18 protein-coding genes are annotated in these 21182 nt (G+C 47.4%); 12 read left to right on the top strand and 6 right to left on the bottom strand.

Going from position 1 to position 21182, the window contains the following annotated elements:
* Positions 1 to 30: 30 nt before the first annotated feature.
* The 3 genes from lspA to A8709_RS00910 are packed head-to-tail and all read left to right on the top strand — an operon-like array spanning position 31 to position 2662.
* A complete protein-coding gene (gene lspA / locus A8709_RS00920; protein WP_065850469.1) occupies positions 31 to 549 on the top strand; it encodes a signal peptidase II in 519 nt (172 codons plus the stop codon).
* Positions 524 to 1474, top strand: a complete 951-nt coding sequence (locus A8709_RS00915) for an RluA family pseudouridine synthase (RefSeq protein ID WP_065850334.1) — start codon at positions 524 to 526, stop codon at positions 1472 to 1474. The genes lspA and A8709_RS00915 overlap by 26 nt, the downstream gene beginning before the upstream one ends.
* 33 nt (positions 1475 to 1507) lie before the next feature.
* Entirely contained in the window at positions 1508 to 2662 is a 1155-nt protein-coding gene (locus A8709_RS00910; RefSeq protein WP_065850468.1) for an aminotransferase A, read from the top strand.
* Positions 2663 to 3238: 576 nt separating this feature from the next.
* Here the strand turns inward: A8709_RS00910 and A8709_RS00905 are convergent.
* The 4 genes from A8709_RS00905 to A8709_RS00890 all read right to left on the bottom strand — a co-directional run bounded on the left by A8709_RS00905 (position 3239) and on the right by A8709_RS00890 (position 8779).
* Positions 3239 to 4360, bottom strand: coding sequence for an N-acetyldiaminopimelate deacetylase (locus tag A8709_RS00905; protein WP_065850333.1), 1122 nt, complete (start codon positions 4358 to 4360; stop codon positions 3239 to 3241).
* Positions 4361 to 4387: 27 nt separating this feature from the next.
* Positions 4388 to 5098, bottom strand: coding sequence for a 2,3,4,5-tetrahydropyridine-2,6-dicarboxylate N-acetyltransferase (gene dapD, locus A8709_RS00900; protein ID WP_065850332.1), 711 nt, complete (start codon positions 5096 to 5098; stop codon positions 4388 to 4390).
* A 73-nt stretch (positions 5099 to 5171) separates the two neighbouring features.
* Positions 5172 to 7058 carry an ABC transporter ATP-binding protein gene (locus A8709_RS00895; RefSeq protein WP_065850331.1) on the bottom strand — a complete coding sequence of 629 codons (1887 nt, stop codon included), beginning with the start codon at positions 7056 to 7058 and terminating at the stop codon, positions 5172 to 5174.
* On the bottom strand, positions 7055 to 8779 hold the full coding sequence (locus tag A8709_RS00890) for an ABC transporter ATP-binding protein (protein WP_065850330.1): 1725 nt from the start codon (positions 8777 to 8779) through the stop codon (positions 7055 to 7057). Before A8709_RS00890 ends, A8709_RS00895 begins: the two co-directional genes overlap by 4 nt.
* A 403-nt stretch (positions 8780 to 9182) precedes the next feature.
* Between A8709_RS00890 and pyrR the strand changes: the two genes are divergently transcribed.
* The 7 genes from pyrR to pyrE all read left to right on the top strand — a co-directional run bounded on the left by pyrR (position 9183) and on the right by pyrE (position 17937).
* Entirely contained in the window at positions 9183 to 9731 is a 549-nt protein-coding gene (pyrR, locus tag A8709_RS00885; RefSeq protein ID WP_065850329.1) for a bifunctional pyr operon transcriptional regulator/uracil phosphoribosyltransferase PyrR, read from the top strand.
* Positions 9728 to 10636, top strand: a complete 909-nt coding sequence (locus A8709_RS00880; protein WP_065850328.1) for an aspartate carbamoyltransferase catalytic subunit — start codon at positions 9728 to 9730, stop codon at positions 10634 to 10636. The genes pyrR and A8709_RS00880 overlap by 4 nt, the downstream gene beginning before the upstream one ends.
* Before the next feature lie 21 nt (positions 10637 to 10657).
* Entirely contained in the window at positions 10658 to 11941 is a 1284-nt protein-coding gene (locus tag A8709_RS00875) for a dihydroorotase (RefSeq protein WP_065850327.1), read from the top strand.
* Between the two features lie 190 nt (positions 11942 to 12131).
* Positions 12132 to 13304 (top strand): glutamine-hydrolyzing carbamoyl-phosphate synthase small subunit, encoded by a 1173-nt coding sequence (gene carA / locus A8709_RS00870; RefSeq protein ID WP_065850326.1) that lies wholly within the window; start codon positions 12132 to 12134, stop codon positions 13302 to 13304.
* Positions 13291 to 16500, top strand: a complete 3210-nt coding sequence (gene carB, locus A8709_RS00865; RefSeq protein ID WP_065850325.1) for a carbamoyl-phosphate synthase large subunit — start codon at positions 13291 to 13293, stop codon at positions 16498 to 16500. The genes carA and carB overlap by 14 nt, the downstream gene beginning before the upstream one ends.
* A 15-nt stretch (positions 16501 to 16515) precedes the next feature.
* Positions 16516 to 17244 (top strand): orotidine-5'-phosphate decarboxylase, encoded by a 729-nt coding sequence (pyrF, locus tag A8709_RS00860; RefSeq protein WP_065850324.1) that lies wholly within the window; start codon positions 16516 to 16518, stop codon positions 17242 to 17244.
* Positions 17245 to 17295: 51 nt separating this feature from the next.
* Complete coding sequence (gene pyrE, locus A8709_RS00855) at positions 17296 to 17937, top strand: orotate phosphoribosyltransferase (protein WP_065850323.1); 642 nt, start codon at positions 17296 to 17298, stop codon at positions 17935 to 17937.
* 236 nt (positions 17938 to 18173) lie between these two features.
* Here pyrE and A8709_RS00850 read toward each other — a convergent pair whose 3' ends face one another.
* Positions 18174 to 19055 (bottom strand): LysR family transcriptional regulator, encoded by an 882-nt coding sequence (locus A8709_RS00850; RefSeq protein ID WP_065850322.1) that lies wholly within the window; start codon positions 19053 to 19055, stop codon positions 18174 to 18176.
* A 122-nt stretch (positions 19056 to 19177) separates the two neighbouring features.
* Between A8709_RS00850 and dapA the strand changes: the two genes are divergently transcribed.
* Together dapA and A8709_RS00840 are read left to right on the top strand one after the other, a co-directional pair.
* Positions 19178 to 20053, top strand: a complete 876-nt coding sequence (gene dapA, locus A8709_RS00845) for a 4-hydroxy-tetrahydrodipicolinate synthase (protein WP_065850321.1) — start codon at positions 19178 to 19180, stop codon at positions 20051 to 20053.
* A 22-nt stretch (positions 20054 to 20075) separates the two neighbouring features.
* Entirely contained in the window at positions 20076 to 20465 is a 390-nt protein-coding gene (locus A8709_RS00840) for a RidA family protein (RefSeq protein WP_065850320.1), read from the top strand.
* Between the two features lie 207 nt (positions 20466 to 20672).
* Here the strand turns inward: A8709_RS00840 and A8709_RS00835 are convergent, their stop codons facing one another.
* Positions 20673 to 21176: a GNAT family N-acetyltransferase gene (locus A8709_RS00835; RefSeq protein WP_065850319.1), complete on the bottom strand. Its 504-nt coding sequence runs from the start codon at positions 21174 to 21176 to the stop codon at positions 20673 to 20675.
* Positions 21177 to 21182: the final 6 nt, after the last annotated feature.

Below are 21182 nucleotides of genomic sequence, written 5' to 3'. Positions count from 1 at the left end.
CAATGTAGGAGGTACACTTAGATGAAATATGTGAAATACTATGTTTATGCACTTCTTGCATTTATTTTGGATCAAGTAACGAAATGGATTATTGTAAAAAAAATACCGATTGGCGAGGAACGTCCTGTCATTGGTGATTTTTTCATGATTACGTCCTCACGGAATCGCGGCGCTGCCTTTGGTATTTTACAAAATCAACGTTGGTTTTTTATTGTTGTGACATTAGCTGTGCTGGCCGGGATTCTCTGGTACATGCGTCGTACAATTCGCGAAGGTAAAGTGCTGTTAACCTTTGCTTTAACCTTGCTATTAGGCGGGGCATTGGGTAATTTCATTGACCGTGCGCTATTCGGAGAAGTTGTTGATTTCCTGCAATTCACATTTGATTTCAGCTTCTTTGGCAAAGATGTCGATTATATTTTCCCGATTTTCAATATTGCTGATTCTTGTATTGTTGTTGGGGTTATTCTGATCTTTATTGAATCCTTGTTTGCCGCAAGAAAAGAGAAAAAAGGAGCAACACATGAACACAAACCAGACCTCACTTGATTCCGCATCCCAAGAACCGATTGAATGGACAGTTGAAGATCAGTTTACCAGCGAACGGATTGATAAGTTTATTACAGAAGCGTTGGAAGAAGATATTTCAAGAACCCTTGTCCAGCAATGGGTGAAAGATGGGCACGTGCAGGTGAATGGCAAAGCTGTAAAACCGAATTATAAGTTGTCTCTGCATGATGTAATCGCGTTGCAAATCCCTGAGCCACAAGGTGTAGAGCTTGCTGCTGAAAATATTCCACTGAATATTGTCTATGAAGATAGCGATGTCATCGTGATCAATAAGCAGCGAGGACTTGTTGTTCATCCAGCGCCAGGGCATTATTCAGGGACATTAGTGAATGCGTTGATGTACCATTGCCAAGACTTATCTGGCATTAATGGGGAGCTGCGTCCAGGCATTGTACACCGTATTGATAAAGATACTTCGGGCTTAATTATGTCTGCCAAAAATGATAAAGCACATGCGAGCCTTGCGGAACAATTGAAGGCTCACACGGTCAATCGCAAATATATTGCCCTTGTGCACGGATATATTCAACATGATACAGGGACGATCGACGCGCCGATCGGAAGGGATTCGCATGATCGTAAGATGTACACCGTCACGGAGAAAAACAGTAAAACCGCGGTGACGCATTTTGCTGTCTTGGAGCGTTTCGGTGATTTCACCTTGGTTGAGTTGAAACTGGAGACAGGACGTACACACCAAATTCGTGTGCATATGAAGTTCATCGGGCATCCGCTCGTTGGGGATCCGATGTACGGGAAGAGTAAAGGCATGCTGATGGATGGCCAAGCGCTGCATGCTGCTATTTTGGGCTTTAAACATCCTCGTACAGGGGAATGGATGCAATTCGAAGCGCCGATTCCTTCTGATATGGAGAACCTCATACAAACGATTCGAACAACATAGTTCTTGTTCAAGGAGAGAGGAGAGCTACCTGTGTTGGAGCATTTGATAAATCCGCAAGTGAAAGATATCCAAATTTCCGGTATTCGTAAAATTTCAAATCTAGTCAGCACGATTCCTGGTGCTTTAACGTTAACGATTGGTCAGCCTGACTTTCCGACGCCGCGGCACATTATTGAAGCGGGTCAAAGGGCTTTGGACCAAAACAAAACGGTGTACACACAGAATCCGGGGTTGATCGAGCTTCGTGAAGCAGTTGCCAACTTCGTAAAAGTTAAATATGGACAGGATTATCGCCCGGCGGATGAGATTATCGTTACGGCAGGGGCAAGTCAGGCCGTAGATATCACGCTGCGTACGATCCTGACGCCTGGCGCAGAAGTGATCATACCAGCCCCGATTTATCCGGGCTATGAGCCTTTAATTCGCTTAGCGGGCGGCGTTCCAGTTTATGTGGATACGAGACCGAATGGTCTTAAGTTGACAGCGGAGTTATTGGAGCCTTACTTAACGGAGAAGACGCGTTGTGTTATTTTATGTTACCCGTCGAATCCTACAGGTCAAGTGCTCACAGAGCAAGAGATAGCTGATTTGGCTCACTTGCTGGCGGATCGCGATTTGTTCGTGCTGTCTGACGAGATATATAGTGAGTTGGTTTATGGGGTTCAACATCATTCCATTGCAACTGTTGGGAAAATGCGTGAGAAAACAATCGTTATCAATGGATTGTCCAAATCGCATGCGATGACAGGTTGGCGTGTGGGTTTTACATTAGCTCCTGCTTACCTCACAGCGCATATGGTGAAGGTTCACCAATATAATGTGACGTGTGCAAGCTCAGTGAGCCAGTATGCCGCTTTGGAAGCGTTGACCGTCGGTATCGACGATGCGCTGCCGATGCGAGAAGCCTATGTCGCGCGTAGGGACTATGTGTATGATCGCTTGCTCACCATGGGTATCGAACTCGCAAAACCGGATGGGGCTTTCTATCTGTTTCCATCGATCGCGAAATTCGGACTGAGCTCGCAAGAGTTTGCGATGCGATTGTTGAACGAAGAGCATGTTGCTGTCGTGCCAGGAGATGCGTTTACTTCGTATGGAGAAGGCTATATCCGTATATCATATGCCTATGCGCAGGATGTGCTGGAGGAATCGCTGGATCGACTCGAGCGATTTGTGGGCAAGCTTTAAAGGATTGGGAAATAACCGTTGCTGCGGATGCAGTAACGGTTATTTTTTTGTGGTGGAGATAGTCGGAAAAGCAGACTATCTCGGGAGAAGGAGTGGCTTGGGCGGGTGAGATAGTCGGAAAACCCGAGTATCTCAGGAGGGGGAGTGGCTTGGGTGGAGCAGATAGTCGGAAAACCCGACTATCTCAGGAGAATGAGTGGCTTGGGTGGATGAGATAGTCGGAAAACCCGAGTATCTCGGGAGAAGGGGTAGCTTGGGTGGATCAGATAGTCGGAAAACCCGGCTATCTGAGTAGAAGGAGTGGCTTGGGTGGATCAGATAGTCGGAAAACCAGACTATCTGAGTAGAAGGAGTGGCTTGGGTGGATCAAATAGTAGAAAAACCCGACTATCTCGGGAGAAGGAGTGGCTTGGGCGGGTGAGATACTCGGAAAATCCGACTATCTCGGTAAAAGAAGTGGCTTGGGTGGATGAGATAGTCGGAAAACCCGACTATCTCACCCAAATGAGCGCCCCTGTAATAGACATACAAAAACCCTCCAAACACCACCGAGGTGGGTTTTGGAGGGTTTCCAATTTAACTAGACTTATATCGCAGATAAGCGGTAATCGTATCAATCGCGAGATCAATCGCGTCCTCATTCGGCTCGAGCTTCGCATGATGCAAACCATGCGGCGTATCAACGCCTAACCAGAACATGAAGCCTGGGATTTTCTCCAAGAAGTAACCAAAATCTTCGCCGGTCATGGCTTCCGTACACTCGTACAACGTAACGTTGTCACGTCCACGGAGCCAGTCCATGAATTCCACGGTCAACGCTGGATCATTGTACACCTGACGGTAATTGGAGCCCCAATCGATCGCCACTTGGCATTCGAAGGATGCTTCAATGCCCGCGGCAACCGCTTCAATTCTTCCTTTGATCTTGTCCATAGAAGCCGCAGATAATGTGCGAATCGTACCCTCTAAGCGAGCCTTCTCCGCGATAATATTCTGCTTTGTGCCAGCTTCCATTTTGCCAATCGTGATGACGGCTGAATCCAGCGGATTCACATTCCGTGACACGATGGTCTGTAGCTGACCAACCATTTGCGTCGCTGCGATGATCATGTCATTTGCTTGATGCGGGTAGGCCGCATGGCCGCCTTTACCAAGCAGATCGATGAACAACTCGGACGTATTGGCAAACAAGATCTCAGGTCTGACGGCGATCGTGCCGACCGGATACTCGGGTGCAATATGGAGCGCGACCATCTGGTCTGGCATCCAATCCTGCAATTCCTCCGCAGCTAACATCGGCAATGCACCGCCAGGACCTTCCTCAGCCGGTTGAAACAACACAACAAGATCATCCTGTATTGGATTTTCCGTGAAGTGAGTTACAACGCCCATTCCAATCGACATGTGAAAATCATGCCCGCATGCATGCATATAGCCTGGATGCTGAGAAGGGAAGGGAAGCCCCGTCTCTTCCGTGATCGGAAGTCCGTCCATATCGGCACGGTAGCCGAAGCGTTTGCTCGGGTTCAAACCTTTGATATAGACCAGAATGCCTGTCCGCCACGTTCGGATCGTGAGACGATCCTGCGGCAGCTTGGCCAACTGATCCAGCAGAAGCTGCTGCGTCTTGAACTCTTGGAATCCCGGTTCAGGAATTTGATGAAGCTGACGTCGCAGCTCTACAAAAGGGCTAAGCATAACGATTTCCTCCAGATCCAGATCACCTTATAGGGTACGTAGGTCTGCTAGAATTTCGGTTTTGGATTTTGTTTTGTCGTCAACTTTTTTGATAACGCGTGCAGGTGCACCTGCAACAACAGTGTACTCTTCAACATCTTGCGTAACGATGGCACCAGCAGCAACAACGGATCCTTTACCAATGCGTACGCCTTCTAGGATAACTGCGTTAGCACCAACAAGAACGTCATCTTCAATTACGCATGGTTGTGCGGAAGGAGGCTCGATAACGCCTGCTACAACTGCTCCAGCGCCGATGTGACACATTTTACCTACTTGTGCACGACCACCAAGAACTGCGTTCATGTCGATCATCGTGCCATCACCAACGGAAGCACCGATGTTGATAAGCGCGCCCATCATGATAATCGCGTTATCACCGATATGTACTTTATCGCGAATAACTGCGCCTGGCTCGATACGAGCGTTGATGTGTTTCAAATCTAGCATTGGAATCGCAGAGTTGCGACGATCATTTTCTACAACGAAATCTGTTACTTTATCTTTGTTTGCTTCTAGAATAGGTTGAAGTTCGCTCCACTCGCCGAATACAACGCCGCTTGCGCCTGAAATGAATGCTTGGCTGCCTTCGCCAAACTCAAGACCTTCAAGGTTTCCTTTTACATATACTTTCACCGGAGTTTTCTTTTTGCTTTCTTTAATAAACTGGATAATTTCTAGGGTATTCATTTCTGTCATGTGGGACATCTCCTTCAAATTTATGATTGACTCTCCTATATTAGCAGAAAGGGGGCGTTTGAGCCAATCTGTTTCATACAGCTTTTTGGGCAAATTGACTATTATAGAGATCGGCATAGAATCCTTGCTGTTCAAGAAGCTGGCTATGCGTGCCTTGTTCAATGACAGTTCCTTGATTCATGACGAGGATGAGATCGGCTTCGCGAATGGTTGATAACCGATGAGCAATCACGAAGCTGGTGCGGTTTGCCATCAAATTATTCATCGCACGTTGGATAGATACTTCAGTCCGCGTATCTACACTGCTCGTCGCTTCATCAAGAATTAGGATAGGCGGATCTGCTAGGATCGCACGGGCAATCGTCAGCAATTGCTTTTGACCATGGGATAGATTCGAAGCTTCTTCATTCAACAACGTATCGTACCCATCAGGCAGCGTTCGGATGAAATGATCCGCGTAGGCCGCACGAGCCGCTTCAATGATGTCAGCCTCGCTAGCACCATGACGACCGTAAGCGATATTCTCACGTATCGTGCCATTAAATAGCCACGTATCCTGCAGAACCATGCCGAACAGGCTGCGTAAGTGGCTTCTAGACATTTCTCTTGAATCTACTCCATCAATTGAGATATGTCCTTGATTCAACTCGTAGAAGCGCATGAGCAGATTCACGATCGTCGTTTTACCTGCACCGGTAGGGCCGACAATGGCGACGGTTTGGCCAGGTTTCACATCGATATTCATATCCTCGATGAGAGGAGAATCCGCTTTGTAAGAGAATGACACATGATCAAATTGTACATGGCCTTTCACGCTACTAACGGACTGAGCAACTTTCTCTTCCAGCACTTCTTCCTGCTCATCCAATAATTCGAAAATCCGCTCTGCAGCTGCAATTGTCGATTGAATGACGTTGGCGATATTCGCAACCTGCGTAATCGGCATGCCGAATTGACCGGAATACTGGATGAAAGCGAGGATGTCCCCGATTTTGATCGCATTATGCGTGACCATAATCCCGCCAATTACACTAACTAGAACGTAACCAATATTCCCGATAAAAGACATCAGAGGAAAGATGAGGCCGGAAATAAATTGAGCCCGCCAGCCCGAGTGGTAGAGACGGTCGTTAATTTCATTGAATTTATCAACCGACTGTTTTTCACGTCCAAATGCTTTAACGATCGTATGCCCTGTATACATCTCTTCGACATGACCATTAAGCTCACCTAAGGTGCGCTGCTGCCCAATAAAATATTTCTGGGAGCGCGTAGCGATCATTTTCGTCCCCCAAATACTAAGCGGCAGTGTCACAATGGTCGCCAATGTTAATAAAGGAGAAATCGTCAGCATCATAATGATGATCCCGAGTAAAGTAACAATCGATGTAATGAGCTGTGTCAAACTTTGCTGCATGGTCGAGGAGATCGTATCGACGTCATTCGTCGCCCGGCTCATCGTATCGCCGTGACTTCTAGCGTCGAAGAATGACAGCGGTACTCGCGTTAGCTTTTCGCTGATATCTCTTCGTAAATTAAAAACCATGCGTTGCGTCACACTGACCATAATTCGTTGTTGAATGAAGGTAAGAGTCGCACTAAGAATATAAAGAAGCGCTAGAATAAGTACGATATGCAGAATCGCGTCAAAATCTATTTTTGCGCCTGCTACGCCTTTGAGCTTCGCCATGGAGCCTTCAAAGAGCTTCGTTGTTGCGTTCCCCATAAGCTTTGGACTAATAATACTGAACACCGTACTCAGGATTGCAGCTATTAAAACGAAAGAGATGGAAATTTGAAATGGCTTCATATAAGCGAGTAGACGTTTTAAGGTACCTTTGAAATTTTTCGCTTTCTGTACGGGTCTCCCCATACCAGCCATCCCGCCACGACCAAAGTGTCCTGGGTTTACGCCAGCTCCTGCTGCGGGTCGTTGGGGTTCTTTAGCTTTGTCACTCATGCACTTTCCTCCTCTGATAGCTGAGAAGCAACAATTTCTTGATAAACCTCACATGATCTCATTAGATCACTGTGCGTGCCAATGCCGGCAATGCGGCCTTCATCCAAAACAATGATTTGGTTAGCATCCATAATCGTGCTGACGCGCTGCGCGACAATGATCATCGTTGCACGTTCTGTTTCTGATTTCAGTGCAGCACGAAGCTTCGCATCCGTTTTGAAATCAAGTGCAGAGAAGCTGTCATCGAAAATATAAATATTCGGTTTCCGAGCCAATGCTCGTCCAATAGCAAGACGTTGCTTTTGGCCGCCTGATAAATTAGTGCCACCTTGTGCGAGAACAGCTTGATAGGTATCTTTCATGCCTTCAACGAAATCTGCTGCTTGAGCCGTGGAAGACGCATGAGCGAGATCTTCTGCTGTTGCTTGCTCATTACCGAAGCGGAGGTTGTCCGCAATGGTACCCGAGAAGAGAACGGCCTTCTGTGGGACATAGCCCATTTGGCCACGTACACTTTCCAATGAAAGCGATGGTAGCGGCTGATCATTCAGTGTAATAACGCCAGACTCCACATCATAGAACCGTAAGAGCAAGTTAATAAGCGTCGTTTTACCTGAGCCTGTCCCGCCTATAATGGCTGTGACTTCGCCAGGCTTCGCCCGGAAGGAAATATCCTGAATGGCCGGTTGTTCAGCGCCTGGATATGAGAAAGTAACATCCTTAAACTCAACGACCGTTTGTTCTGATTGCAAGTTTTTGGCATGGGGATCATTATGTACTTTGGACTCAATGGCCAACACTTCATTAATACGCACCGCTGAAGCCGATGCGCGTGGAATCATCATGAAGATCATCGTCATCATAAACATGCTGAACATAATTTGCATGGCATATTGAATGAAGGCCATCAAATCACCGATTTCCATCTGGTTGTTATCGATGCGAATGCCGCCATACCAGAGAATAACGACGATACCTAAGTTGAAAATAAGCATCATGATTGGCATCATAGTCGCCATAATGGTGTTTACTTTGATCGCTGTCTGCGTGAAGTCTTGGTTCGCACGCTCAAATTTAAGCTTTTCATGGTCAGAACGATTGAAAGCACGGATCACTCGTATACCCGTCAAATGTTCCCGCAGGGCAAGATTAATCCCATCAATTTTAACTTGCAGCGTTTTGAATAAAGGAAGACCTTTGCGCATAATGGCTGCAATGACTAGAATAAGGATAGGAATAACCGCGATAAGCACGATAGCCAGATGTGCATCTTTATATGAAGCCATAATAATCCCGCCAATGAGCATGGTAGGAGCCCCGATAAACATACGCGTCATCACGACTAATTGTTGAACCTGCGCGATATCATTCGTCGTTCTTGTAATCAAGGAAGAAGTACCGAGTTTATCAAATTCATTCAAGGAAAAGCTCTCCACATGGCTAAAAAGCTTGCGCCGCAAATCTCTCCCGAAGCCGGTAGCCGTCTTGGCAAGCAAATAACTGGCTACCATCACGCAGGCCATGGCGCCCATAGCGACCAATAACATGTACGCGCCATATCGAAGAATATAGCTTACGTCTCCTTTAACAACGCCGACATCCACAATGTCAGAAAGGAGAGTGGGCAAGTAGAGCTGTGAGAGTGATTGCAGCAGCATTAAAACAATGACTGCAACCACCGAAACGCGATAAGGCTTCAATAGTCTAAACAATTTGAACATAGTTTCCTCCTTAACATTGTAAGCACTTTGAGTTCATAAATAAGATGGGTTAGAACGCCATTTTATATGTAAATTATAACACATGCTTGGAGATTAGCTCAAAGGAAGTTAACAAAAAAACATTGACTTATCGTGTCGAAAATGGCATAATTCTTTTAATTACATATGTGCCTTTAAAAACAGTCCAGAGAGGCTGGCAAGGTAAAACGATAAGAAAAGTCGGGTATATTCTGAATCGCTGATTCAGAAAGCTTGAGGGTGTGCGCATCCTGCCAAGCCCCGCTCTGTCTCTTTATGCACTCGTAACTCCTTGCCATGAATTGGGCAAGGAGTTTTTTGGTTGTTCAGCCAGAAAACGCAAGGAAATGCGGACGAAGCTAGTTTTGCCAGGAGGCGAATATCGATGAATGAAACAGCGGAACACACCCTTATTGATGAAATGGGAATTCGCAGAGCACTTACGCGGATTGCGCACGAGATACTGGAAAAGAATAAAGGTGTAGAGAATTGTACGTTGATCGGGATTCGGACCCGAGGTATTTATTTAGCGAAGCGAGTAGCAGAACGAATTCTAGAAATTGAAGGCGTTCCGATTCCGGTCGGCGAGATTGACATTACCTCTTACCGCGATGATCGCATTAAGGTGAAATCGGTAGAGAATGTGCAAGAAGGCGGAAAGCTGCAAATTCAAGATCGCAAAATCATCCTTTTCGATGATGTGCTCTACACAGGCAGAACAGTTAGAGCGGCGATGGATGCCCTGATTGACTTAGGGAGACCGCAGATGATTCAGCTGGCTGTGCTGGTGGATAGAGGGCATCGCGAGCTGCCAATTAGACCTGACTACGTAGGGAAGAACGTGCCTACCTCGAAGAGTGAAAGTATTGAAGTGCTGCTAACTGAAATTGATGATAAAGATGAAGTCATTATACTGAGGGGGAAACAGGAGTGAGTAGCGTGAGTACATATACAACTAGACATTTCTTGGGACTGAAAGGCGTAAGCGCAGAGGAGATCACAAGCATTCTTGATCGTGCAGCCTATTGGGAGCATAACCCTAGCAAAGTAACGAATCAACTTCAAGGGAAATTCGTATCGAACTTATTTTTTGAAAATAGTACAAGAACCCGTTTCTCTTTCGAACTCGCGCAAAAGCGCTTGGGCGTTGATGTGTTGAACTTCTCAGCAGCGGAGTCCAGTGTTCAAAAAGGCGAGTCCATCTACGATACCGTACGCACGCTGGAATCCATGGGCATCGATGCCGGAGTGATTCGGCTGAAACCGAATGGCGTGCTGCAGGAGCTTGCCGAGAAAATCAAGATCCCGCTCATCAACGCGGGGGACGGCAATAACGAGCATCCGACGCAAGCGTTGCTTGATTTCTATACCATGCGCAAGCAATTCGGATCCATCAAAGGCTTGACGGTTTCCATCATCGGAGATATTCTGCACAGCCGCGTTGCACGCTCGAATCTCTGGGGCCTCATCGCGTTAGGAGCGAAAGTTCAGTTCTGTGCGCCTGCTAGTATGCAAGCACCTGAGCTAGCGGAATTCGCACCGTATGTGACCTTCGAAGAGGCTTTGAAAGCCGATGTGGTCATGATGCTGCGCGTACAGCTTGAACGTCACGACACAGGATTACTGAACTCCGCGGAAGAATATCGCGCACAATACGGACTAACTGTGGAACGCGCAAGCCGCATGGCGGCTCACGCGATCATCATGCACCCAGCTCCAGTTAATCGCAACGTTGAGTTAGATGATGAACTGGTCGAGCATGAGAAGTCCAAAATCTTTACACAAATTGCTCACGGCGTGCCGATTCGTATGGCTGTCATCGAACGAGCTTTATCATAAACCTGAGGAGGATTTCACAGCATGGGAATTTGGATTCTAAACGGACTTACCGTTGATGCCAATAATGTACAAACGAAGAAACACGTTTTAGTCGAAAATGATAAGATCGCACAGGTACTGGATGCTTCCAATGGTGAAGTGCCCCAAACAGCGGGTCATGAAGTTATTGATGCTGCAGGCAAGCTTGTCTCTCCTGGCTTTATTGATATGCATGTTCACTTGCGAGAGCCTGGCTTCGAACATAAAGAAAACATTGCAACGGGCACACGCTCCGCGGCAAGAGGCGGCTTTACAACAATCGCTTGTATGCCAAACACTAGACCGGTTATTGATACCGTGGATACGGTCAATTACATATTAGATAAAGCAGCAACAGAAGGTGTTGTGCGTGTCATTCCATACGGAACGATCACGAAGAACGAGCTTGGCCGTGAGTTGACGGATTTCGCAGCTTTGAAAGAAGCGGGCGTTATCGGGTACACAGACGATGGAGTTGGCGTACAAAGCGCGCAAATGATGAAGGATGCTATGGCACTTGCGGCATCCCTCGGCATGCCAATCATCGCACACTGTGAAGATGACACATTGGTTGTTGGTGCGCCGGTAAACGAAGGCACTTTCGCCACGAAGCATGGCTTGAAAGGCATCCCGAACGAATCCGAAGCGATTCATGTAGGACGCGACGTATTACTAGCGGAAGCAACTGGGGTACACTACCACGTATGTCACGTCAGCACAGAGCAGTCAGTTCGATTGATCCGTCATGCGAAACAGTTCGGTATCAAGGTAACCGCTGAGGTTTGTCCGCATCATCTTCTTCTCTCCGAAGAAGACATTCCAGGAATGGACGCGAACTGGAAAATGAACCCGCCGCTTCGCACACCTCGCGATGTACAGGCTGTCATCGAAGGCTTGGAAGATGGCACAATTGACATCATCGTAACCGATCATGCGCCGCATACGGAAGAAGAGAAAGCGAAAGGCATGATGCTTGCACCATTTGGCATCCTTGGCTTCGAAACAGCCTTCTCCTTGCTGTATACGAAGTTTGTTCTTACAGGCAAATGGACACTAGGATTCCTAGTGGATCGTATGACGAAAAAACCAGCTGATGTCTTCGGTCTTCCTTACGGAACATTAGAAGTAGGCAGCGTGGCAGACATTACGATCGTTGATCTGGATACGACGAAGGCAGTCTTGAAAGAAGAAATCGTGTCGCGCAGCAAAAACACACCATTCATCGGTTGGGAACTGCAAGGCTGGCCGGTTGTTACGATCGCTTCTGGTAAGATCGTTTGGTCTTAGTCAAAGAAAATTCGTAAATAGGCTGAAATGACAGCCTAAATCGCTTGAAGCATCTATACGATTGATCAAAAATCGTGTATATTTATACAGAAAGATTAATCTTTATGCAAGTCCGTGAAGCTTTACATGGTAAGCATGACATCTGCGGTTCGTGAGAACCGCCTGACAATAGCGAAGGAGTTGAAAGAACATGCAGGCAAGATTGTTGCTGGAAGACGGCACACTTTTTACAGGGAAATCGTTCGGTAGTGAAGGTGAGTCCGTCGGCGAGGTTGTCTTTAATACAGGAATTACAGGTTATCAAGAGGTGCTTTCGGACCCTTCTTACTGTGGACAAATCGTGACGATGACGTATCCACTACAAGGGAATTACGGTGTGATTCGCGATGACTTCGAGTCCGTGCGTCCATTCATCCACGGTTTCGTAGTACGTGAGCATGAAGAAATTCCAAGTAACTGGAGAGCTCAGTACACACTAGGCAGCCTGTTGAAAGAATACGGTATCGTTGGGATCAGCGGCATCGACACACGCATGTTGACTCGTAAAATCCGTCACTATGGCGTTATGAAAAGCATCATTACAACTTCCAATAAATCGGTTGAAGAATTGATGGCAACGCTGAAAGGCACGCCACTCATGACGGATCAAGTTGCTCGTGTTTCAACGCAAAGCGTATACGGAGCACCGGGTCACAAAGAGCGCATCGTACTTGTGGACTTCGGCGCGAAGAGCGGAATCATCCGTGATTTAAGCAAACGTGATTGCGATGTTGTCGTTGTTCCTCAAGATGCAACGGCAGAACAAATTCGCCGCCTTGCACCAGATGGCGTATTGCTTTCCAATGGCCCTGGGGATCCCAAGGATGTTCCACACGCAGTTGAAATGATCAAGGGCTTGCTTGGCGACATTCCGTTGTTCGGCATTTGCTTAGGTCACCAACTATTCGCACTGGCTTGCGGCGCAGACACAGATAAATTGAAATTCGGACACCGCGGTGGTAATCACCCTGTTAAGGATCTTATCTCTGGCCGTTGCTACATCACATCACAAAACCATGGCTACACAGTTAAGGAAGATTCCATCCAAGGAACGAACCTTGAAGTGACGCACATTAACAATAACGATCGCACGATCGAAGGCTTACGCCACAAGCAGTACCCAGCTTTCTCGGTACAATATCACCCAGAGGCAGCACCTGGACCATTTGACTCCAGCTACCTGTTCGATGATTTCATCTCGCTGATTCGTCAGCATAAACTAGACAACCCACAGCAGCCGCGCCAAGCGCAAATGCTTGCTCAGTGGAATGCTTCCACGGCATCGACATCTGTGAAGGAGGAACTGCAATATGCCAAAAAATAATACACTCAAAAAGATTCTCGTTATCGGTTCCGGACCGATTGTTATTGGTCAAGCGGCGGAGTTTGATTACGCGGGTACGCAAGCTTGCCAAGCATTGAAAGAAGAAGGCATGGAAGTTATCCTGATCAACAGCAACCCAGCTACGATCATGACAGATACGAACATGGCAGATAAGGTATACATCGAGCCGATTACACTTGAATTTGTTACACAAATCATTCGTCAAGAGCGTCCAGATGGTTTGCTTCCAACACTAGGTGGTCAAACAGGACTTAACATGGCGGTTGAGCTTGCTCGCGCAGGTGTGTTAGAGAGCGAGAACGTGAAGCTTCTCGGTACACAACTTACGGCGATTGAGAAAGCGGAAGATCGTGATCTTTTCAGAGACTTAATGAGAGAGCTTGAACAGCCTGTTCCAGATAGCGTTATCGTAACAACAGTGGCACAAGCGGTAGATTTTGCTAATGAAATTGGCTTCCCAATCATTATTCGGCCTGCATACACATTGGGTGGAACAGGCGGCGGTATTTGTAACACAATGGAAGAGCTAACAGAAATCGTAGCTTCCGGAATTCGTTACAGCCCAATCGGTCAGTGTCTCGTAGAGCGCAGTATCGCGGGTATGAAAGAAGTCGAGTACGAAGTTATGCGTGATGCGAATGACAACTGTATCGTAGTATGTAATATGGAGAACTTTGATCCAGTAGGCGTACATACAGGCGACAGTATCGTCGTAGCACCAAGCCAAACCTTATCGGACCGTGAGTACCAAATGCTGCGTTCCGCATCTTTGAAAATCATTCGTGCTCTTAACATCGAAGGTGGATGTAACGTTCAATACGCACTAGATCCACATAGCTTCCAATACTACGTAATTGAAGTTAACCCGCGTGTAAGCCGCTCATCAGCGCTTGCTTCCAAAGCAACTGGTTATCCGATTGCCAAAATGGCAGCCAAAATTGCGATTGGTTACACACTAGACGAGCTAGTTAACCCTGTTACGGGTCAAACCTATGCATGTTTCGAGCCAGCACTCGATTACATCGTTTCCAAAATTCCACGCTGGCCGTTCGATAAATTTACAGCAGCAAACCGTAAGCTAGGAACGCAAATGAAAGCGACTGGCGAAGTTATGGCAATTGGCCGTACATTCGAAGAGTCCATTCACAAAGCAGTACGTTCCCTTGAAATCGGTGTGCACCGCTTGTTCTTGAAAGAAACAGATCTACTAGATAAAGAAACTTTAGAATTACGTTTGCAAAAACCAGACGATGAGCGACTGTTCTTACTAGCAGAAGCGTTCCGCAGAGGGTATACTGTGGAGCAATTGCAAAATTTGACGAAAATTGACTGGTGGTTCCTGAACAAAATTAGCGCACTTATCGCTTATGAAACTGAAATTGCGGCTAAAGAGTTAACGGCTGAGCTTATTTTCGAAATCAAGCGTAAAGGCTTTACAGACCGTGCAGTTGCGGAAATCCGTACATTGGCAGGCTGCTCGACCTTCACGAAAGAAACGGATGTAAGAACATTCCGTTTGCAAAACAACATCAAGCCTGTTTACAAAATGGTAGATACATGTGCTGCTGAGTTCGAAGCTTCAACTCCTTACTACTACTCCACATATGAGCAAGAAGATGAAGTGACAGAGACAACGAAAGAGAAAGTTGTTGTTCTGGGATCTGGTCCAATCCGTATCGGTCAAGGGATTGAGTTCGATTACTCCACAGTACATGCGGTATGGGCGATCCAAGCTGCAGGTTATGAAGCGGTTATCATCAACAATAACCCAGAGACAGTATCAACAGACTTCAATACATCGGATCGTTTGTACTTCGAGCCTTTATTCTTCGAAGACGTCATGAACGTTATCGAGCGCGAACAGCCAATCGGCGTTATCGTTCAATTCGGTGGACAAACTGCGATCAACTTAGCTGCTCCTTTACACAAAGCTGGCGTACGCATTCTAGGTTCTGATCTAGAAAGTATCGACACTGCGGAAGATCGCAAGAAATTCGAAGCATTACTTAGCAAAATTTCGGTTGCACAACCTCCAGGCGGCACAGTAACATCTGTCGATCAAGCGGTTGGCACAGCAGCGAAATTCGGATATCCGGTTATCGTTCGTCCTTCCTACGTACTTGGTGGACGCGCAATGGAGATCGTCTACTCCGATGAAGAATTGCTAAGCTACATGGAATATGCCGTGAAGATCAACCCTGAGCATCCGGTTCTAATCGACCGTTACATGCTAGGTAAAGAAGTAGAGGTTGACGCGATTTGCGATAGAGAAACGGTTCTAATCCCTGGGATTATGGAACACGTTGAGCGCGCAGGGGTTCACTCCGGTGACTCGATCGCTGTCTACCCGCCGCAATCCTTGTCTGCTGAGATCAAGCAACAAATTATCGATATCACGACGAAAATCGGCTTAGAGCTGAACGTAGTTGGTCTGGTAAACATCCAGTTCGTTATTCATAACGATCAAGTGTACGTGATCGAGGTTAACCCGCGCTCATCCAGAACTGTACCTTTCTTAAGCAAAGTGACGAACATCCCGATGGCGAACGTGGCAACACGCGTAATCATGGGACAATCACTTGCTGACATGGGCTACCAAGGTGGCTTATGGCCAGAAGATAAATACGTCTCTGTCAAAGTGCCGGTATTCTCCTTCGCGAAGCTTCGCCGTGTGGATACAACACTCGGACCTGAAATGAAGTCCACGGGTGAGGTAATGGGACGCGATATCAATTTCGCAAAAGCTTTATACAAAGGTCTCATTGGTGCAGGCATGAAAATTCCAGCTGCAGGATCCGTTGTGGTCACTGTTGCGGATAAAGATAAAGAAGAAGCGATTGAAATCTTGAAAGGCTTCTACCGCTTAGGCTACAAAATCATTGCAACTGGTGGAACTGCTGAAGCCATTGCACAAGCAGGACTTCCTGTAACGACGGTCAACAAGCTTAGCGAAGGTTCACCGAACATTCTTGACCTCATCCGCAGCGGTGAAGCTCAGTTCGTAGTGAACACATTGACGAAAGGCAAAGAGCCTGAGCGTGATGGTTTCCGCATTCGTCGTGAAGCTGTAGAGAACGGTGTCGTGTGTATGACATCCCTCGATACAGTCAGAGCACTAGTGAATATGCTTGAAGCGATTAACTTCTCCTCACGCGCAATGCCAATACATGTCTAAAGGATGGTGCCAACGATGAGTACGTTAACTCGAAACGATGTTACCGGACGCATTATGGTCGCCTTGGACTACGCGAACGCAGAAAGTGCTGAGGGGCTGCTTAAGCAGCTCCAAGGCATTCCCTGTTATGTAAAGGTAGGAATGCAGCTGTTTTATGCTGCAGGTCCTACCTTTGTCGCGAGTCTGAAGGATCGCGGCTACAAGGTGTTCCTCGATGTGAAGATGCATGATATTCCGAACACGGTAAAGGGCGGCGCGGAGAGCGTGACGCGCCTTGGGGTTGATGTGTTCAATGTGCATGCTGCCGGAGGCAAGCACATGATGGAAGCCGCCTTGGAGGGTATCGACAAGGGGCTGGCAGTAGGGGCAGCACGCCCGATGGTAATCGGCGTGACGCAGTTAACCAGCACCTCGCAGCAGGTGCTGAATGACGAGATCGGCCTTGCCGGTACAACCGAGCAGGCCGTCATTCGCTATGCCCGCTTGGCGCAAGCCGCGGGGCTTCAAGGGGTTGTCGCGTCACCGCTTGAGGTGACAGCGATTAAGGCGGCGTGCGGTGACAGCTTCGTCACCGTGACGCCAGGCATCCGCCCGGCGGGGGCCGACGTGGGCGACCAGTCGCGCATCATGACGCCGGCTGAGGCGTTCGCGCAGGGGACGGACTACGTTGTGATCGGTCGTCCGATCACGGGCGCAGCGGACCCTAGAGCAGCAATTGAAGCGATTATCGAATCAATCGTATAGGTTTTGCAGGCTTTTCGATGATGTGAAAATGAAGGGAACGGTGAGCGTAGTATGAGTAAGCTAGAAACAATTGCACAGCATATTGCAGCGTCGTTATTAGATATCGAAGCGGTTGCGCTTCGTCCACAACAGCCTTTTACATGGACATCCGGACTAAAATCTCCGATTTACTGTGATAACCGTCTGACCATGTCTCACCCAGCGATTCGTGAAGCGATTGCCGATGGATTCGTAGCGTTGATCAAAGAGAAATTCCCAGAAGCTGAGGTTGTTGCAGGTACAGCTACGGCTGGCATTCCACACGCAGCATGGGTTGCTCAGAAGCTGGGGCTTCCGATGATCTACATTCGCGATAAAGCGAAGGGTCATGGCAAAGAGAACCTGATCGAAGGCACCGTAAAGCCGGGGCAAAAAGTCATCGTAATCGAGGACTTAATTTCCACAGGAGGAAGCTCGTTGAAAGCGGCAGTTGCCGTCAAAGATGCTGGCGCAGTTGCGCTAGGCGTGCTTGCGATTTTCTCCTATCAGCTGGATAAAGCGACCGATGCGTTCGCGGCGGCAGATATGCCATTAGATACCCTTTCTAACTACTCAACCTTGCTTGAGGTTGCTTTAGAAAAAGGGAAGATCCAGCAATCCGATATGGAGCTGCTTCGTTCGTGGAGAGCAAATCCTTCTGCTTACGGTGTTTAGGCTTCAAAGCTTAGGGTGAAAATTGACGAATCGCATCAAATTCCTCTATACTTAATGAGTGCTTGAAGTATCTTTTCAGGGACGAACAAGCGAATAACGTGAATGCGACAGACACATAGGATACCGCATCAGCGGCGCCGTCTGGCTACTCGCGTATAAATAAGAAGAAGCTCTACCTTTTCGAAAAGGTGAGCTTCTTTTTTTTAGCTGTGTATGGAGACGCGAGATTCAAAGATTCAAGATTCAAGCTGCTTCGTTAACATGTTCATAAATGCTTGAAGAGGCTGAGACATCCATTTTTTCGGATGCAGCACTAGCTGTAAGTCCATCGTAAGCTGTTTATGTGCAAAAGGCAGCTGCACCAGTTTTCCCATCTCAAGCTCGCTAGCAACGGTGATACGAGGCAGTAGGGCGATACCCAGACCACTCATCACACAATGCTTAATTGTTTCTAGATTGCCTAATTCAAAGCCTATTTGGAGAGCGACAGCATTGTCTTTCAGAAGCTTTTCAAATTTCCCTCTGTATATACAGCCTTCTTCCGTGACAATAAATTCGGTATTCCCGAGATCGGTAACATGTACGTTAGCTTGCCTAGTTAATGGATGGTTTTGTGGTGCGATGAGAACAAGCTGTTCTTCTCTCACACGCGTACAGGCAAGCGAGGGATCAGCAGGATACTGATCTAACAGCAGCCCGATGTCATAATCTCCCTCTTTTACTTTCGTTAGGATGGCCGTCTCGCTGTCTGGGAACAACTGGATATTAAGTCCAGGGTAGAGCTGTTTCAACGCATGTAAAAAAGGGGGCAAATAGTAAGCGGCTAACGAGTTGATCGTTCCGATCGTCAGGGTTCCGCTGACTTGATTGGCAATCATTTCTTTGGATTGATCAAAAATTTCTAACATTTGGAGAGTCAGGACGAGTAAGCTCTCGCCTGGTGGTGTTAAGCGGAGCTGGCGTCCATATCGTTCGAAAAGGGGAACTCCATACTCGCGCTCCAGCTTCTGAATTTGCATCGTAATACTAGATTGTGCATAACCTAGTTCTTCAGCAGCACGTGTGAAGCTTTTCTGGCGAGCTACCTCGCGGAAGGTTCGGAAATAAGTCAGATCCATGGGTGCCCTCGCTTTTATTATCAAAATTTTTGATGAGTTCTATCATTTATTATAGCTAACTGTGATGAGTAGTTCCATGCTAAAGTAATTGTACAGACAATCGAAGCAGGGAGATGGTTAATATGCTACAAGAAAAAGACCTACACGGGATTTATGTTCCGATCATCACACCTTTTGATGAAGAGTTCGAGGTAGATGCCGCATCATTTTATAATCAGGCGTATAACTTGTTTCAAGATGAAATCGACGGGTTGGTTGTCAATGGAACAACAGGAGAATCACCAACCATTACGAAAGACGAGCTAGGGGTCCTGTTCGCGACTGCTCAAGCTGCACGCGATGCTGCGCATGTTCAAGTCCCTCTTATTGTGGGAACAGGAACGAATGATACGTTATCTACGGTTAAAAAGACTGATGAGGCTGGAAAGTTAGGCGCAGAGGCTGCACTTGTCGTTGTACCTTACTATAACCGGCCGAGTCAGCAAGGCATTATTGCGCATTTCCGCAAGGTAGCCAGCGTGGGTGTTCCTGTTATTCTATATGATGTACCACATCGTACAGGCGTAACGCTGGAGCTGGATACCGTGCGTACCATTCTTGACATTGATGGTGTGATAGGAATGAAGGACAGTACACCGAACACACAGCTGGTCACGGAACTTACGCGACTTGGATCAAAACCGGTCCTATGTGGTGAGGATTCCCTACTCTTTGCGGCGCTGCAAGCAGGGGCCAAAGGTGTAATGAGTGCCTCAGCTAACGTGGAAACAGAGCGTTTCGTGTCATTTATTCGACAATTTGCAAATGGGGCGCAGGAGCAAAGCCGACAAGCATTCGAGGAGCTGCTTCCGCTGATTCGATTGCTTTTCCAAGAGCCTAATCCGGCTCCGCTCAAATGGCTGCTACACCAGCAGGGCATCATTGAGTCGGGCACATTGCGATTACCGCTTTTACCAATTACGGAGAATTTACAGGCGAAATTAGCTTCATATTTATAAGATCGTGGTTATGGAGGACTGTATGAAAAGAACGCGAGTGTTTACGGGCTCACCATGGGAGCCAGTTGTTGGTTATTGCCGGGCGATACGTGTAGGGGATCGGATTGAAGTTGCTGGAACAACGGCTATGAAGGATGGCGAGGTCGTCGGTGTCGGAGATGCTTACGAGCAAACGCGATGCATTCTTCAATTGATTGAAGGAGCGTTGCATGAGCTTGGTGCACAAATGTCTGATGTCATTCGAACCCGCATGTTCGTGACGGATATCTCATTGTGGGAGCAGTATGGCCGTGCGCATGGTGAGTATTTCAGGGATGTGCAGCCAGTGGCGACAATGGTGGAAGTGAAGGCATTGATTGATCCGCAATTGTTGATCGAGATTGAGGTTGAGGCGGTTGTGGTGGGAGAGTAATTTGCAAAATCACTCAGTACTTCCCACAGTTGATTCTTGCTTTAGCCCTGTAAAACAAAAAGCGCTATTCCCTCACGCATCGCGGTGTCATACCCGCGTGCATAAGAGGAGTAGCGCTTTTTTCCCTAGCGATAAGGAATTGTCGTGTTTCATAATCGGCAAGCTTATCTCGTGTCTCATAAGCGACACGAGTCCCTAAGCTATCGGCTAGCCCACACGTTTCCCTAAAATAATCAAATCTCGCTCAATCCCATCCAGCTCCGCGACTCCGGGCAAATGCGCCCAATTCGTGAATCCGAATTTGCGGAAAAGCTGTAAACTCGGCTCATTGTGGCCGAAAATAAAGCCGAGCAACGACTTCAATCCAAGCTTCGGGCTAGCTTCTATCGCTTGTTCCATCAGGTAGCGGCCAATGCCTTGGCCGCGAGAAGCTTCATCAACATAGATACTGACTTCCGCAGTGGCATTATAGGCAGGTCGTCCGTAGAAGGATTGGAAACTCAGCCATCCACAGATGCCACTCTCATTTTCCAGGACCCATAAGGGACGGAAGTCCGCGGAATGCTCGTGAAACCAGCGCTCACGGCTGGCTATTGTAACTGGCTCTGTGTCTGCTGTAACCATACGGCCAGCAATCGTTGAATTGTAAATACGGACGATTTCACTCAAATCTTCAAGTTGTGCATCGCGTATATGTAATGACGTACCCATAGAAGT

It is taken from the genome of Paenibacillus pectinilyticus (assembly GCF_001700435.1).
Lineage (GTDB): Bacteria > Bacillota > Bacilli > Paenibacillales > NBRC-103111 > Paenibacillus_E > Paenibacillus_E pectinilyticus.
Note: the sequence above shows the minus strand (reverse complement) of the source record. Positions and strands in the feature narration are given on the sequence as shown.

Bases quoted from the DNA above. Each gene is read 5' to 3' on its own strand.
- A8709_RS00915 (WP_065850334.1), top strand. From the start codon at position 524: ATGAACACAAACCAGACCTCACTTGATTCCGCATCCCAAGAACCGATT.
- A8709_RS00905 (WP_065850333.1), bottom strand. From the start codon at position 4,360: ATGCTTAGCCCTTTTGTAGAGCTGCGACGTCAGCTTCATCAAATTCCT.
- dapD (WP_065850332.1), bottom strand. From the start codon at position 5,098: ATGACAGAAATGAATACCCTAGAAATTATCCAGTTTATTAAAGAAAGC.
- A8709_RS00895 (WP_065850331.1), bottom strand. From the start codon at position 7,058: ATGAGTGACAAAGCTAAAGAACCCCAACGACCCGCAGCAGGAGCTGGC.
- A8709_RS00890 (WP_065850330.1), bottom strand. From the start codon at position 8,779: ATGTTCAAATTGTTTAGACTATTGAAGCCTTATCGCGTTTCGGTGGTT.
- pyrR (WP_065850329.1), top strand. From the start codon at position 9,183: ATGAATGAAACAGCGGAACACACCCTTATTGATGAAATGGGAATTCGC.
- A8709_RS00875 (WP_065850327.1), top strand. From the start codon at position 10,658: ATGGGAATTTGGATTCTAAACGGACTTACCGTTGATGCCAATAATGTA.
- carA (WP_065850326.1), top strand. From the start codon at position 12,132: ATGCAGGCAAGATTGTTGCTGGAAGACGGCACACTTTTTACAGGGAAA.
- carB (WP_065850325.1), top strand. From the start codon at position 13,291: ATGCCAAAAAATAATACACTCAAAAAGATTCTCGTTATCGGTTCCGGA.
- pyrF (WP_065850324.1), top strand. From the start codon at position 16,516: ATGAGTACGTTAACTCGAAACGATGTTACCGGACGCATTATGGTCGCC.
- pyrE (WP_065850323.1), top strand. From the start codon at position 17,296: ATGAGTAAGCTAGAAACAATTGCACAGCATATTGCAGCGTCGTTATTA.
- A8709_RS00850 (WP_065850322.1), bottom strand. From the start codon at position 19,055: ATGGATCTGACTTATTTCCGAACCTTCCGCGAGGTAGCTCGCCAGAAA.
- dapA (WP_065850321.1), top strand. From the start codon at position 19,178: ATGCTACAAGAAAAAGACCTACACGGGATTTATGTTCCGATCATCACA.
- A8709_RS00840 (WP_065850320.1), top strand. From the start codon at position 20,076: ATGAAAAGAACGCGAGTGTTTACGGGCTCACCATGGGAGCCAGTTGTT.
- A8709_RS00835 (WP_065850319.1), bottom strand. From the start codon at position 21,176: ATGGGTACGTCATTACATATACGCGATGCACAACTTGAAGATTTGAGT.